Below are 13,324 nucleotides of genomic sequence, written 5' to 3' on the forward strand. Positions count from 1 at the left end.
TCTCACAGCTAGCATCATCGGTTATGGACATCAGGCAGTTGCGGTACTTCGTCACGGTGGCGGAGGAAGCCAACTTCACCCGTGCCGCCGCCCGCCTGCACCTGGCGCAGCCAGGAGTGAGCGCCCAGGTACGGCAGCTCGAAAAGGAGCTCGGGCAACCGCTGTTGGACCGCTCCGGCCGGTCGGTGACCCTGACCGAGGTGGGCTTGGCCGTACTGCCGTACGCGCGGGCCGCCCTGGGCGCGGTCGAAGCGGTGCGGCAGACCGTGGACGAGTTCACGGGGCTGCTGCGCGGCCACGTCACGATCGGCTTCCTCTCGGGAGCCGCCGCCCACACGTTCGACCTGGCTTCCTTCCTGGCCGGCTTCCACCGCGACCACCCCCGGGTCGAGGTCACCCTGACCGAGGACTCATCCGAGCGGATGCTCGCCGCGCTGCACCGCGGCGAGCTCGACGTCGCGGTGATCGGACTCGCGGACGAGGAACCCCCACCGGGCATCTCGCTCCAGGTCCTGATCGACGAACCCCTGGTCGCCGCCGTCGCCCCGGACGACCCCGTACTCGCGCACAGGGGCCGCACGAGCGTTCCGTTGGCCGAGCTCCGCGACCGCCCGCTGATCAGCCTGCCGCGCGGCACGGGCAGCCGCGGGGTGCTCGACCGCGCTTGCGCGCAGGCCGGGTTCCAGCCCCGTATCGCCTTCGAAGCGTCCGCTCCCCCGTTCCTCGCGCAGCTCGCCGCCCGCGGGCTCGGCGTGGCGGTGGTGCCGGCCCTCCAGGCCTACGAGGCATCGGCCTTGGGGGTGCGCACCCTGGAGATCACCCGCCCCCGGCTACGCGGCCGGGTGGCGCTGGCCTGGCGGACGGACGGACCGGCGAGCCCGGCGGCCACGGCCTTCCTGGGCTTGCTCCGCGCGACCCTTGCCGTGCCGGGAAGCGTCTCGACGCATCGCGGGGATGTGTCGTAGAGCCGGACGGGTGCGGGTCCGGATCATGCTGGACGGAATACGGACCACTGACCTCGCGCACCACGGCGAAGGAGACTTCATGCAGACCGTCACGCTGAACAACGGTGTCCAGATGCCCGTCCTCGGATTCGGTGTCTACCAGATCCCGCCGGCTCAGACCGAGCACGCCGTCACCCACGCCCTGGCCGCCGGCTACCGGCTCCTCGACACCGCCGCCGCGTACGGAAACGAGGAGGCCGTCGGCCGCGCCGTCAAGAACAGCGGCATCCCCCGCGAGGAGCTGTTCATCACCACCAAGGTGTGGGTCCAGGACGCCGGCGAGGAGAAGACACGCCGCGCCTTCGACACGTCGCTGCGCAAGCTCGGTCTCGACTACCTCGACCTGTACCTGATCCACCAGCCCTACGGCGACGTCTACGGCTCCTGGCGCGCCATGGAGAGGCTGAACCACGAGGGCAGTGCCAAGGCGATCGGCGTCTCCAACTTCTACCCCGACCGGCTCGTCGACCTCATCGACCACAACGAGGTCACGCCCGCGGTCAACCAGATCGAGACCCACCCGTTCTTCCAGCGCACCGCCGACCAGGACTTGATGCGCGAGCGCCGCGTCCAGATCGAATCCTGGGGTCCGTTCGCCGAGGGCAGGAACAACCTCTTCTCCCACCCGGTCCTCGGGAAGATCGGCGCTCAGCACGGCAAGTCGGTGGCGCAGGTCGTGCTCCGCTGGCTCGTCCAGCGGCAGGTCGTCGCCCTCTCCAAGTCGGTCCGCGCCGACCGCATGGCGGAGAACATCGACGTGCTCGACTTTGAACTCACCGACGACCAGATGGCGTCCATCGCCGCCCTGGACACCGGCCGCTCGCTGTTCTTCGACCACTGGGACCCGGCCGCCGTCAGCCAGCTCGGCAACGCCCGCATCCACGACTGAGTGCCTCGGCCTCGGCGGGCTTCGGCTTCGGCTTCGGCTCGGCTTCCCGCGGGCGCGGTCGGCGTCCAGTGCGATCAGGCGCGGACGGATGCGCGTCTGATCGCGCCGAGTGCGCGCGTCACGTCGTCGTCGGTCGTCGACCAGTTGCTCACCGAGATGCGCATGACGCGCCGGCCGTGCCAGGTGGATCCGCTGATCCACGCCGTGCCGTCGTCCAGCAGCCGGGCGATTACCCGTTCCGTGCGTTCGTCGTTGCCGAACTCGGCACAGACCTGCGTGAACACCACGTCGTTGAGGACCGTCGCACCGTCGATCCCGGCGATGCCGGTGGCGAACGCGGAGGCGTGCCGGCACAGACGGTCGACGAGGTCGGCCACACCTGATCGGCCGAGGGACCTGAGTGCGGCCCACACGGTGAAGGCCCTGCCGCGCCGGGAGAGCTCGGGGACCTTGTCGACCGGGTCGCCGTGTTCGTGCTGGATGAGGTAGTCGCCGCGCAGGCCCATCGCCGCCCGGAGCGCGGACGGATCGCGCACGATGGCGAGGCCGCAGTCGTAGGGGACGTTCAGCGTCTTGTGGGCGTCCGTCGCCCAGGAGTCGGCGTCCCGGCAGCCCGCCGTCAGGTGCGCGTACGTCGGGGAGGCGGCCGCCCACAGACCGAAGGCACCGTCGACGTGCACCCACGCGTCCGCCTCGCGGGCCGCACGGATCGCCACGGCGAAGGGATCGAAGGCCCCGGAGTGAATGTCTCCGGCCTGGAGGATCACGATCGTGGGGCGCTGCCCGCCGGCCGCCAGGGCGCGGCGCAGGGCCTCGGGCTCGATGCGTCCTTGGTCGTCCGCTTTCACCAGTTCGGGCTCGCCGAGCCCCAGGTAGCGCAGCGCCAGGTCGATGGCCATGTGGCGGTCCTCGCCGGCGATGACGCGTACGTCCGGCCCACCTGCCAGTCCGTCGCGGGCGACGTTCCAGCCGGTGCGCCGCAGCGCCGCGTCGCGTCCGGCGGCGAGGCAGGTGAAGTTCGCCATCGTGGCACCCGTGGCGAAGCCGACGCCGCTGTCGCCCGGCAGGTCGAGCAGATCGAGCAGCCACGCGCCGGCGACCTCTTCCGCCGCCGCGTACGCGGGAGAGGCGGCGCGCATCACGCAGTTCTGGTCCCAGGCGCTGACCAGCCAGTCCGCGGCCAGCGCGGCGGGTTCGGTACCACCGACCACGAATCCGTAGAAGCGGCCACTGGGAAACGCGGTGAGCCCCGGCTCACAGGCCGTGGCCAGCAGGTCGACGACGTCGGCGGGCGCGCTGGGACCGTCGGGCAGTTCGGCACCGAGCTCACGCACGATCTCCTCGACCGAAGCGCGGGCGGGAACCCGGCGGTCGGACAGGCTCGCCAGCCAGCGGACGGCATGGCCGTACGCCTGTCGCAGCGCCATCTCGCGCGCGTCCATACCTTGGACTATGGGACAGTCACCGCCACCACGCAAGCCACACCATTCACGCCTAGACTCCTCGAATGATCTTCATCGTGGTGAAATTCGCCGTCAAGCCCCAATACGTAGAGCAGTGGCCGGAAAAGGTCGCGGAGTTCACCCGCGCCACCCGTGCCGAGCCCGGCAATCTGTGGTTCGAGTGGTCCCGCAGCCTGGAGGAGCCCGACACCTACGTCCTCGTCGAGGCGTTCCAGGACGGAGCGGCGGAGGCGCACGTCACCTCCGAGCACTTCCGCACCGCCCTGGAAACCATGCGCCCCCTGGTCACACGTACGCCCGACATCGTCAGCACCACCATCGAGGGCGCCACCGGTTGGAGCCGGATGGGCGAACTGCAGGTCGACTGACCGCGGCCTGCTCCTCGCCGGTCCGCCGGCCCGCCGGGACGCGCTCCGCTGTGGCTCCGGCGGGTCAGCGGTCGCACGGCAGCGCCGGGTCACCCGCCATTCGGAGGGCAGCGTCCGCGTCGGTTCCCCGTCAGCCGGGCGTGCGATCAACAGCCCGAATGGGGCGTTTCGATGGGCGCGGCGGCGCCCGTCGTGCGCGACGGTGGTCCCCCCGGCGTTTCTGAGGAGGCTTTCCATGAACTGGACGCTCGAAGTCGTACTGGTCCCCGTCACCGACCTGGACCGGGCGAAGGAGTTCTACGCCGGCAAGCTCGGCTTCGCGGTGGACGTCGATGCCGAGGTCTCCCCCGGTGTGCGCGTCATCCAGATGACTCCGCCCGGCTCACGGTGTTCGATCGCGATGGAACGGGGGTTGCCCCCCGCACCCGGTACGAAAGCGATGACACCGGGCGCGCTGCAAGGCCTTCAGATCTGTGTCACGGACATCGAGGCGGCACGCGCGGAGCTGGTCGAGCGGGGCGTGGACGTCTCCCCGGTCCGCCACGTCGGCGCGTCGGGCTGGGAGGAGGGCAAGGGCCAGACCTGGAACTCGTTCATGTCCTTCCAGGACCCGGACGGCAACGGCTGGATGGTCCAGGAGGCCCCGTCGGAGCTGTCGGAACGCTGACGTCTCCGGTCCGGACAGGAGACGTAAGAACTTCGTCATCCGGGCGGATATGGTGCCCCGATCCCTCGCCGCATTGAATGCAGTTGGTACGTACGGATCGGCGAGGAAGAGGCTATGACGGTGACAGCGACACAGACGAAGCGGCGAGGACGGGTACGGGCCGGGGCGCTGATCGTGGCGGTGGTGGTGCTCGGCGCCGGGCTCTACTGGTTCCAGCCGTGGAAGCTGTGGCAGGACGAGACGGTCAAGGAGACCCTGCCGACCGCCACTGCGCCTGCGACCGCGACGCCGCGATCCTCCGGACCGGCACCGTCCGGCCCGCAGGCCATCGCCCAGGGCACCCTGATCAGCCACGAGCACGCCACCACCGGGACGGTGAAACTGATCCGGCTGCCCGACGGCTCCCGCACCCTGCGGTTCGAGAACCTCGACACGAGCAATGGCCCCGACCTGCGGGTATGGCTGACCGACGCTCCGGTGAAGGAGGGCACGGCCGGCTGGCGAGTGTTCGACGACGGCAAGTACGTGAGTCTGGGCAAGCTCAAGGGCAACAAGGGCGACCAGAACTACGAGATCCCGGCCGATGTGAACCTGGCCGACTACACCAGCGTCACCATCTGGTGCGACCGCTTCGACGTCTCCTTCGGCGCGGCGGCCCTGACCTCGGCCTGACGTGACCTCCGGCGTGCCCGTATGACGGAACTCTTACGGGCACGCGTCGGAGACCCCTCGGGCGACGCGGACTGCGTAACGTCCGCGGCATGCGCGTACTCGTCACAGGAGGAGCCGGGTTCATCGGCTCCCACATCGTCACCGCCCTGAAGGGCCGGGGGCACGACCCCCTCGTCCTCGATGCCCTGCTGCCCGCCGCCCATCCCGAGACACCGCCGTTGCCGGACGCCGAGTTCCTCCGGGCGGACGTACGGGACGCGGACGCCGTGCGGGCCGCGCTGCGCGGGGTGGACGCCGTGTGCCACCAGGCGGCCATGGTCGGGCTCGGCAAGGACTTCGCGGACGCCCCGGACTACGTCGGCGCCAACGACCTCGGAACGGCGGTGCTGCTGGCGGAGATGGCCGCGGCCGGAGTCCACGAACTCGTCCTGGCCGGCTCGATGGTGGTGTACGGGGAGGGCCGGTACGAGTGCCCCCGCCACGGCGTGGTGCGGCCCGGGCCCAGGCGAGCGGCGGATCTGACGGCCGGCCGTTTCGAACCGCGCTGCCCCGGCTGCGGAGCCGAGCTCGTACCGGGCCTGGTCGGCGAGGACGCGCCGACGGATCCGCGCAACGTGTACGCCACCACGAAGCTCGCGCAGGAGCACCTTGCCGCGGCCTGGGCCCGGTGCGTGGACGGCCGGGCGGTGGCCCTGCGGTACCACAACGTGTACGGGCCGGGCATGCCGCGCGACACCCCGTACGCCGGGGTCGCGTCGTTCTTCCGCTCCTCGCTGGCCCGGGGCGAGGCTCCGCAGGTCTTCGAGGACGGCGCGCAGCGGCGGGACTTCGTCCATGTCGGGGACGTGGCCGCGGCGAACGTGGTGGCCTTGGAGGCCGCCGGTGCACGGCCCGCGGGCACCCTGACCGCGTACAACACGGGAAGCGGGGAACCGCACACCGTCGGGGAGATGGCAGCCGCGCTGGCCTCGGCGCACGGAGGGCCCGCTCCCGTCGTCACGGGCGAATTCCGCCTCGGCGACGTCCGGCACATCACGGCCGACTCCGGCCGACTGCGCCGTGAGCTGGGTTGGCGCCCGGCGGTCGGCTTCGCCGAGGGGATGACCGAGTTCGCTCTTGCCGGGCAGCGCGCCTCGGCGGGCGCCGTCCGCTGACGGACCTCGGCGCCCGCCGGTCGCCCCGGAGGCGATCCGCGTGACCGGCCCCGGCGGCGTCGGAGCCGGTCGTGCGGAACCGGTCAGGCGGGTGCCGCCACCGGGAGGGTGACCTCGAAGCGGCAGCCGCCCGGGACGTTGCGCACGTCGGTCCGGCCGGAGTGCGCCTCGACGATGCCGCGGACGATCGCCAGACCCAGTCCCGCCCCGGCGGGCGGTGTACGGGCCTCGCTGCCGCGCCAGCCGGTGTCGAAGACCCGCGCGAGATCCTCCTCCGGAATGCCGCCGCAGCCGTCGGTCACGGACAGTACGACCCCGTCCGCCCGGCCCTCCGCCGTAACGGCGACGGTGCCGTCGGCCGGCGTGTGACGGATGGCGTTGACCAGGAGGTTGGCGATGACCCGGGTCATCTCCTTGCCGTCGACGTCAACCGGTACGGCGGCCACCCCGTCCCCCACCAGCCGCACGCCGTGTTCCCGCGCGAGCGGATCGGCCCCGGAGAGGGCGTCGTCCACGAGGTCGTAGAGCGAGATCCGGCTGGGGTTGAGGCTGAGCGCTCCGGCGTGGATCCGGGAGAGTTCGAAGAGGTCGGTGACCATGGAGTTGAGCCGGTCGACCTCCGTACGGATCTGCCGGTGGTAGCGGGCGGGGTCGGCGGCCACGCCGTCCTCCAGGGCCTCGGCCATCGCCCGCAGTCCAGCGAGCGGGGTCCGGAGGTCGTGCGAGATCCAGGCGACGAGCTCGCGCCGTGAGGCCTCCAGGGCCTGCTCCCGCTTCCGGGACGCGTCGAGCTTGGCGCTGGTCGCGGCCAGTTCCCGGGAGAGCGCGGCCAGTTCGGCGGTGGCTTCGGTCCGGGGGGCCGCGAACCGGCCACCGTCGCCGAAGTCGCGGGCTGCGAGGGTCAGTTCACGGCTGCGGGCGACGACCCAGCGGCCGAGCAGCATGGCGGTGGCCAGTGCGACGACGGCGGCCACGGCCACGACCACGGTGACCACCCACAGGTCGTGCCGGGACAGGAACATCGCCTCGGCGACGGCCAGCGTGCCGGCCAGCATCGCGGTGACCGTGACCGCGGCGACCACGAAGAGGGACACCGCGACCGAACGGTGGCGGACCAGGCGCAGGGCGAGCGCACCGACGAGCCCAGCCCCGCCTGCCCCGCCGAGCGCGAAGAGGGCGATGAGCAGGACGTCCGTCACGACACGACCTCCGTTTCCCCGGTCTCGAAGCGGTATCCGACGCCCCATACGGTCTGGATCAGCCGGGGCCGGGCGGGGTCGTCCTCGATCTTCGCCCGGAGTCGGCGCACGTGAACGGTGACCGTGGACAGGTCACCGAAGTCCCAGCCCCATACCTCGCGCATCAGCTCCTCGCGGCCGTGTGCCCGTCCGGGGTGCGACAGGAAGTGGGCGAGGAGGTCGAACTCCCTGAGGGTCAAAGCCAGTTCGCGCCCCTGCTTGACCGCACGCCGGGTCGCGGGGTCGAGCACCACGTCGCCCGCCCGAAGGACCTGCCGGGACGGGGCGGGGTCCTGGCGCCGGCTGCCGAGGCTGCGGCGCAGGACGGATTCGACCCGCAGGACGAGTTCCCTCGGGCTGAAGGGTTTGGTCACGTAGTCGTCGGCCCCGAGCTCCAGGCCCGCGATCCGGTCGTCCTCGTCGCCGAGCGCCGTCAGCATGATCACGGGGACGGGAGCGGTCGCCCGCAGCCGCCGGCACACCTCCAGGCCGTCGAGACCGGGCAGCATCAGGTCGAGGAGCACCAGGTCCGGCCACCGGGCGGCGGCGCGGCGCAGGGCGTCGGGGCCGTCGGGTGCGTGCTCGACGGTGCAGCCGGCCCGTGCGAGGTAGCCGGAGACGACCTCCGCGACCGTCGGGTCGTCTTCGACCACCAGGACGTGGGGGCGCGGTTCGGTATGGCTCATGGGTCCAGGGTCGCATCAGCCCGGCGCCGGCAGCGGCGCCGGAGGGCCGGTGAGGGTGACGTCCGCGTTTCGTAAGGAGTAGAAGGCCCTTTTGTGTCACGCGGATTCCTACGGTGAGACGCGTGACCGTAGATGTCGTACTCCCCTGTCTGAACGAGGCCGAGGCGCTGCCCTGGGTCCTCGCCCGCATCCCGTCCGGCTGGCGGCCGCTCGTCGTGGACAACGGATCCACCGACGGCTCCGCCGCCCTCGCCCGCGAACTCGGCGCGACCGTGGTCGAGGAGGCCCGCCGCGGCTTCGGCGCCGCCTGCCACGCCGGGCTGCTGGCCGCCGAGGCCGACGTGGTCTGCTTCTGCGACTGCGACGCGTCGCTCGACCCCGGCCTCCTCGCCGGTTTCGTCCGGGCGGTGTCGGACGGTGAGGCGGATCTGGTCCTCGGGCGGCGCCGCCCCCAGGGGCGGGGCGCCTGGCCCGCGCACGCCCGGGCCGGAAACCTCGCCCTGTCCCACATGCTGCGCCGACGCACCGGCCTGCGCCTGCGGGACCTCGGACCGATGCGGGCCGCCCGCCGCGAGGCCCTGCTCGGGCTCGACCTGACCGACCGGCGCAGCGGATATCCGCTCCAGATGGTCGTCCGGGCCGCCGACGCGGGCTGGCAGGTGCGCGAAGTGGACGTCCCGTACCTCCCCCGGTCCGGGAAGTCCAAGGTGACCGGCACCTGGCGGGGCACCTGGCAGGCCGTGCACGACATGCGGCGCGTACTGGCGGAAGCCCCCCGCGAGCGCGCCGCGGACGGTGTCCGGTGACCCCGCCCACGCCCAAGACCACGACCACGCCCACATCCGCATCCACGACCACGCCCTCGACCACCTTGCTCGTCATCGCCAAGGAGCCCGTTCCGGGCCGGGTGAAGACCCGGTTGACCCCGCCGTTCACACCGCGTCAGGCGGCAGCGCTGGCGGCGGCCGCCCTGGCCGACACCCTGTCCGCCGTGGCCGCGGTACCCGCCGCACGGCGCCTGCTCGTGCTGGACGGGCGGCCCGGCCCGTGGCTGCCGCCGGGCTTCGAGGTGCTGCCGCAGTGCGCGGGCGGCCTGGACGAGCGGCTCGCCGCCGCCTTCGCCGCCTGTACGGGCCCGTCACTCCTCCTCGGCATGGACACGCCCCAGGTGTCCCCCGCCCTCCTCGCGCCCGCCCTCGCCTGGGACGCGTACGACGCGTGGTTCGGCCCCGCCACCGACGGCGGCTTCTGGGCGCTCGGCCTGGCCGAGCCCGACCCCGCCCTGCTGCGCGGGGTGCCGATGTCCCAGCCGCACACGGGTTCCGCGCAGTACGAGCGGCTGCGCACGGCCGGGCTGCGGATCGGGCAGTTGCCGGAGCTGTGCGATGTGGACACCGCCGAGGACGCGCTGCGGGTGGCCGCCGAGGCGCCGGCCGGACGGTTCGCGACGCTCCACGCCGAGCTGGCTCCCACGACCGAGGTGCGCTCGTGACCGCGCCGACCGCGTGGCGGGCGGATCCCTACAACGACGCGCTCCGGTCCGGCCAGGGGCCACTGTTCCTGCGGCGTGGGGACGGCTGGCTGCTTCCCTTGGACGTGGAGCGCTGGTGCGAGGCACCCGACGAGGCCGACTGGTCCGTGCTGCGGCGCTGCCGAGGCGCCGTACTCGACGTCGGCTGCGGCCCCGGACGGCTGGTGGCGGCCCTCGCGGCCCGTGGACGCCGGGCGCTCGGCATCGACCTCAGCCCCGAGGCGGTGGCCCGCACCGAGCGGATGGGCGCCCCGGCGCTGTGCCGTTCGGTCTTCGACCCCCTGCCCGGGGAAGGCCGCTGGGGCACCGTGCTGCTGATCGACGGGAACATCGGCATCGGCGGCGATCCGGTCGTGCTGCTGCGCCGGATGGGAGAGTTGACGAGCCCCGCAGGGAAGATCATCGCCGAATGCGCCGTCGCCGATGTGGACGAGCGGTGCGAGGTGCGCGTCGCCGACGGCCGCGGCGCACTGGGCTCCCCGTTCCCGTGGGCCCGGGTCGGGGTCGACGCCCTGTGCGCATACGCCGAGCGGACCGGCTGGCGGCCTGCCCTGCGGTGGAGCGCGGCGGGCCGGCCCTTCCTGGAGCTGGTCCGCCGGTCTTCCCCGCCGTTCTCCGGCGCGGAGATCTGACCGGAGCAGGCGGTCCGGGCCGGGTGGCGACGGGTTCGAAGGGGCGGTCCGACACCTTACGAATCGCGGACGCTCCGCCCGGCCGGCGGCCGGGAACGGGCTCGTCCTGCCAGGCTGGCCCGCATGAACCACCCCCGCGCCTCCCGTACGACCCGCGCCACTCTCACCACAGCCGTATTGCTGACGGCACTGACCGCCGTGCTGGTCCCGACGGTGCGCAAGGACGGCTGCTTCGCCGACCCCATCGGTCTGACCTTGGGGTACGCGGCATCGTGGGCGCTGTTCGCCGTTGCCGTGGTGAGCCTGCGCAAGGTTCCGGCCCGGGCCGTCGTCCCGCTGGTGCTGGCGGGTTCGGCCGCCGTCGCCCTCACCGGGCTGACCGCCGCGCCCCGGACGAGCACCGACTCGTTCCGGTACGCCTGGGACGGGCGGGTCCAGGCCGCCGGGATCTCGCCGTACGACCACTCCCCCGCCGATCCTGCGCTCACGGGGCTGCGTGACACCTGGCTGTTCCCCGAGGGGCCGGCCTGCACCGGGAGGCCCGACCTCGTGCCCGTCTCGGCGGGAGTGTGCACCCGTATCAACCGCCCGCAGGTGCACACCATCTATCCCCCGGTCGCCGAGGGGTACTTCCTGCTCGTCCACGCCCTCTCCCCCGACGGCGTACGGCACAAGGCCCTCCAGGCGGGCGGCGTCGCCGTGTCCGTCGGGGTGACGGGCGTTCTGCTGCTGATCCTGCGTCGCCGACGGGGCGATCCGCGCCACGCGGCGTACTGGGCCTGGTGCCCGGCCGTGGCCGTGGAAGCCGTCAACAACGCCCATGTCGACGCCCTCGCGGTGCTCCTGTCGGTCGCCGCCCTCGGGGTGGTCAGCCGCCGCCGGGTGGCGGGCGGGGTGCTCTTCGGCTTCGCCGTCGCGGCGAAGCTGCTGCCCGCCGTCCTGCTGCCGGGAGCACTGGCCGGGGTCCGTACGTGGCGGCGCGCGGCCGCCGTGCTGCTGCCCACCGCGGCGACCGTGGGCCTGCTGTACCTGCCGTACGTACTGGCGTCGCGGTCCTCCGTCCTCGGCTACCTGGGCGGGTACGCCGAGGAAGAGGGGTACGAGGACGCCGGGTCCCACGGCCGGTACGCACTGCTGCGGCTGGTGCTCCCGGACGACTGGGCCCTGCCCGCCGTGGCCGCCGTGATGCTCGTCGTGATCGTGTACGCATGGCGCCGGGGTGACCCCGAACGCCCTTGGAGCGCCGCGCTGTTGGTGACGGGCACGGCCTTCCTCCTCATGACTCCCGGCTACTCCTGGTACGCACTGCTGCTGATCGCGCTCGTGGCCCTCGACGGCCGCTGGGAGTGGCTCGGCGTCGCGATGGCCGGCGCCGCCGTGTACATCGCGGGGGGTTCCCTGGGCCCGGACACCGGCACCGTCGCGTACGCCCTCGCGGGCGCCGCCGCCGTCGGGGGGTGGCTGCTCCGCCGCCGGCGCCCAACCGACCTAGATGCAACCCTGAGGTTGCACCCGGAGGGTCGACGTGCAACTCTGTAGTTGCATTCAATGGGTCGCAGCGAAGGAGTCTCCTCATGAGCATGGACCGGATCGAACGCGAAACCCTGATCGCGGCATCCCTGGACCGGGTCTGGTCACTGGTGGCCGAGCCCGGCTTCTGGGTGGCCGACCCGGCGACCCTGACCGGCAGCACGGCCAGGGAAGGCGAATCGCTGGTGGCGAAGAACGCCGAGTACGGGGACTTCCCGGTGCGCGTGGAGAAGGTCGAACCGCAGACCTACCTGGCGTACCGCTGGGCCAGCGCCTTCCCCGGGGAGGAGCTGCGCGAGGACAACAGCACGCTCGTGGAGTTCACACTGACGCCGGAAGGCGACAAGACGCGGCTCCGCGTGGTCGAGAGCGGGTTCGCGTCCCTGACCGGCCCCGAGGCACTGCGCGACAAGGCGGTGAAGGACAACACCGGCGGCTGGCCCCCGGTGCTCGACGCGCTCCGGGCGCGCGCCGAACAGCCGTCCGCGTGACCGACGGACGTCGCGGCGCCGCCGAGGCGGTCGACGGCGTCCTCGCGGCACTGGCCGACCCGACACGCCGCCGACTGCTCGATCTGCTCGCCGCGCAGGGCGAGGCCACCGCGACGACGCTCGCCGAAGGCGTGCCCGTGTCGCGCCAGGCCGTGGTCAAGCACCTCGCCGTCCTCGACGCCGCCGGGCTGGTCACGTGCGGCCGGGTCGGACGCGAGGTGCGGTACGCGGTACGGCCCGCGGCCCTCGACGCGACAGCGCGGTGGATGACCGCGCTCGCCGCCGACTGGGACAGGCGGCTGGCGCACATCAAGCGCGTCGCCGAGGCGGCGGAGCGGGACGCGGACTGAGGCACACGCCTCGGACGCGCCTGCCGCTCCCACCACAACGCCGGCTGACGGCCCTGCCGCCGTCAGCCGACTGCGGGCCCAGCAGTTCGCCACGCGGTGACCGGAGTTGACCGCGACGGGGACATCGGCACAACCGGGGAACCCGGGGCCCGCAGCGCCGTCCGGGGCGAGCAGGACATCGGCGGATTTCACCGGCGGCGGCCTGCACTGTGGGATGGTTGTCGTGTGAATCTGGAGGATCTCGTCCGGCTGCGCCGGGCCCGTGACCTGATGGACCGCGAGTACGCGGAGCCACTCGACGTTCCGGCGCTGGCGCGATTCGCCCTCATGTCGCCGGGCCATTTCTCCCGCAGCTTCCGCGCGGCCTTCGGGGAGACGCCGTACAGCTACCTGATGACGCGGCGGATCGAGCGGGCCAAGGCGCTGCTCCGGCGGGGCGACCTGACGGTGACGGAAGTCTGCTTCGCCGTCGGCTGTACATCGCTGGGATCGTTCAGCTCGCGGTTCACCGAGCTGGTCGGCGAGAGCCCGAGCGCGTACCGGGCCCGCCCGCACGACGAGGGCGCCGCGATCCCGGCCTGCATCTCCAAGATCCACACGCGGCCGGTCAGGAACGGAGAAGCGAAACCCGCACCCCGCCCATAGCGTG

Annotated in this window: 16 protein-coding genes; 13 read left to right on the plus strand and 3 right to left on the minus strand. The window is 72.6% G+C overall.

Annotated elements, in window-relative coordinates:
* Positions 1-23 precede the first annotated feature (23 nt).
* Both ACFYOB_RS01275 and ACFYOB_RS01280 read left to right on the plus strand, forming a co-directional pair.
* Complete coding sequence (locus tag ACFYOB_RS01275; RefSeq protein ID WP_388552788.1) at positions 24-965, plus strand: LysR family transcriptional regulator; 942 nt, start codon at positions 24-26, stop codon at positions 963-965.
* Between the two features lie 79 nt (positions 966-1,044).
* Entirely contained in the window at positions 1,045-1,893 is an 849-nt protein-coding gene (locus ACFYOB_RS01280; protein WP_388552791.1) for an aldo/keto reductase, read from the plus strand.
* A 74-nt stretch (positions 1,894-1,967) separates the two neighbouring features.
* Here the strand turns inward: ACFYOB_RS01280 and ACFYOB_RS01285 are convergent, their stop codons facing one another.
* Positions 1,968-3,335, minus strand: a complete 1,368-nt coding sequence (locus ACFYOB_RS01285; RefSeq protein WP_388552794.1) for a pyridoxal phosphate-dependent decarboxylase family protein — start codon at positions 3,333-3,335, stop codon at positions 1,968-1,970.
* A gap of 65 nt (positions 3,336-3,400) precedes the next feature.
* Between ACFYOB_RS01285 and ACFYOB_RS01290 the strand changes: the two genes are divergently transcribed.
* The 4 genes from ACFYOB_RS01290 to ACFYOB_RS01305 all read left to right on the plus strand — a co-directional run bounded on the left by ACFYOB_RS01290 (position 3,401) and on the right by ACFYOB_RS01305 (position 6,217).
* Positions 3,401-3,724, plus strand: coding sequence for a putative quinol monooxygenase (locus ACFYOB_RS01290; RefSeq protein ID WP_388552797.1), 324 nt, complete (start codon positions 3,401-3,403; stop codon positions 3,722-3,724).
* A 235-nt stretch (positions 3,725-3,959) separates the two neighbouring features.
* Positions 3,960-4,391, plus strand: coding sequence for a VOC family protein (locus ACFYOB_RS01295; RefSeq protein WP_388552800.1), 432 nt, complete (start codon positions 3,960-3,962; stop codon positions 4,389-4,391).
* Positions 4,392-4,505: 114 nt separating this feature from the next.
* Complete coding sequence (locus ACFYOB_RS01300; RefSeq protein ID WP_388552802.1) at positions 4,506-5,063, plus strand: DM13 domain-containing protein; 558 nt, start codon at positions 4,506-4,508, stop codon at positions 5,061-5,063.
* An 89-nt stretch (positions 5,064-5,152) separates the two neighbouring features.
* On the plus strand, positions 5,153-6,217 hold the full coding sequence (locus tag ACFYOB_RS01305) for an NAD-dependent epimerase/dehydratase family protein (RefSeq protein ID WP_388552805.1): 1,065 nt from the start codon (positions 5,153-5,155) through the stop codon (positions 6,215-6,217).
* A gap of 83 nt (positions 6,218-6,300) precedes the next feature.
* Here the strand turns inward: ACFYOB_RS01305 and ACFYOB_RS01310 are convergent, their stop codons facing one another.
* Positions 6,301-7,416: a sensor histidine kinase gene (locus tag ACFYOB_RS01310; protein ID WP_388552808.1), complete on the minus strand. Its 1,116-nt coding sequence runs from the start codon at positions 7,414-7,416 to the stop codon at positions 6,301-6,303.
* A complete protein-coding gene (locus tag ACFYOB_RS01315) occupies positions 7,413-8,141 on the minus strand; it encodes a response regulator transcription factor (RefSeq protein ID WP_388552811.1) in 729 nt (242 codons plus the stop codon). The genes ACFYOB_RS01310 and ACFYOB_RS01315 overlap by 4 nt, the downstream gene beginning before the upstream one ends.
* 113 nt (positions 8,142-8,254) lie before the next feature.
* On the opposite strand from ACFYOB_RS01315, the gene ACFYOB_RS01320 reads away from it, so the two are divergent.
* From ACFYOB_RS01320 to ACFYOB_RS01350, 7 genes are all read left to right on the plus strand, one after another.
* Positions 8,255-8,947 carry a glycosyltransferase family 2 protein gene (locus ACFYOB_RS01320; RefSeq protein ID WP_388552814.1) on the plus strand — a complete coding sequence of 231 codons (693 nt, stop codon included), beginning with the start codon at positions 8,255-8,257 and terminating at the stop codon, positions 8,945-8,947.
* A gap of 65 nt (positions 8,948-9,012) precedes the next feature.
* Positions 9,013-9,633, plus strand: coding sequence for a DUF2064 domain-containing protein (locus tag ACFYOB_RS01325; RefSeq protein WP_388553984.1), 621 nt, complete (start codon positions 9,013-9,015; stop codon positions 9,631-9,633).
* Entirely contained in the window at positions 9,630-10,304 is a 675-nt protein-coding gene (locus tag ACFYOB_RS01330; RefSeq protein WP_388552817.1) for a methyltransferase domain-containing protein, read from the plus strand. Before ACFYOB_RS01325 ends, ACFYOB_RS01330 begins: the two co-directional genes overlap by 4 nt.
* A gap of 123 nt (positions 10,305-10,427) precedes the next feature.
* Positions 10,428-11,843 carry a glycosyltransferase 87 family protein gene (locus tag ACFYOB_RS01335; RefSeq protein WP_388552820.1) on the plus strand — a complete coding sequence of 472 codons (1,416 nt, stop codon included), beginning with the start codon at positions 10,428-10,430 and terminating at the stop codon, positions 11,841-11,843.
* A 35-nt stretch (positions 11,844-11,878) separates the two neighbouring features.
* Entirely contained in the window at positions 11,879-12,325 is a 447-nt protein-coding gene (locus ACFYOB_RS01340) for an SRPBCC domain-containing protein (protein ID WP_388552823.1), read from the plus strand.
* On the plus strand, positions 12,322-12,675 hold the full coding sequence (locus tag ACFYOB_RS01345) for an ArsR/SmtB family transcription factor (RefSeq protein ID WP_388552826.1): 354 nt from the start codon (positions 12,322-12,324) through the stop codon (positions 12,673-12,675). The genes ACFYOB_RS01340 and ACFYOB_RS01345 overlap by 4 nt, the downstream gene beginning before the upstream one ends.
* A 225-nt stretch (positions 12,676-12,900) precedes the next feature.
* Complete coding sequence (locus tag ACFYOB_RS01350; protein WP_388552828.1) at positions 12,901-13,320, plus strand: helix-turn-helix domain-containing protein; 420 nt, start codon at positions 12,901-12,903, stop codon at positions 13,318-13,320.
* Positions 13,321-13,324 lie beyond the last annotated feature (4 nt).

Origin of the sequence: Streptomyces sp. NPDC006463 (genome assembly GCF_042870715.1) — a bacterium.
GTDB lineage: Bacteria > Actinomycetota > Actinomycetes > Streptomycetales > Streptomycetaceae > Streptomyces.

Excerpts from the sequence above, each read along its gene's own strand:
- ACFYOB_RS01275 (WP_388552788.1), top strand. The coding sequence starts at position 24 with ATGGACATCAGGCAGTTGCGGTACTTCGTCACGGTGGCGGAGGAAGCC.
- ACFYOB_RS01280 (WP_388552791.1), top strand. The coding sequence starts at position 1,045 with ATGCAGACCGTCACGCTGAACAACGGTGTCCAGATGCCCGTCCTCGGA.
- ACFYOB_RS01285 (WP_388552794.1), bottom strand. The coding sequence starts at position 3,335 with ATGGACGCGCGCGAGATGGCGCTGCGACAGGCGTACGGCCATGCCGTC.
- ACFYOB_RS01290 (WP_388552797.1), top strand. The coding sequence starts at position 3,401 with ATGATCTTCATCGTGGTGAAATTCGCCGTCAAGCCCCAATACGTAGAG.
- ACFYOB_RS01295 (WP_388552800.1), top strand. The coding sequence starts at position 3,960 with ATGAACTGGACGCTCGAAGTCGTACTGGTCCCCGTCACCGACCTGGAC.
- ACFYOB_RS01300 (WP_388552802.1), top strand. The coding sequence starts at position 4,506 with ATGACGGTGACAGCGACACAGACGAAGCGGCGAGGACGGGTACGGGCC.
- ACFYOB_RS01305 (WP_388552805.1), top strand. The coding sequence starts at position 5,153 with ATGCGCGTACTCGTCACAGGAGGAGCCGGGTTCATCGGCTCCCACATC.
- ACFYOB_RS01315 (WP_388552811.1), bottom strand. The coding sequence starts at position 8,141 with ATGAGCCATACCGAACCGCGCCCCCACGTCCTGGTGGTCGAAGACGAC.
- ACFYOB_RS01335 (WP_388552820.1), top strand. The coding sequence starts at position 10,428 with ATGAACCACCCCCGCGCCTCCCGTACGACCCGCGCCACTCTCACCACA.
- ACFYOB_RS01340 (WP_388552823.1), top strand. The coding sequence starts at position 11,879 with ATGAGCATGGACCGGATCGAACGCGAAACCCTGATCGCGGCATCCCTG.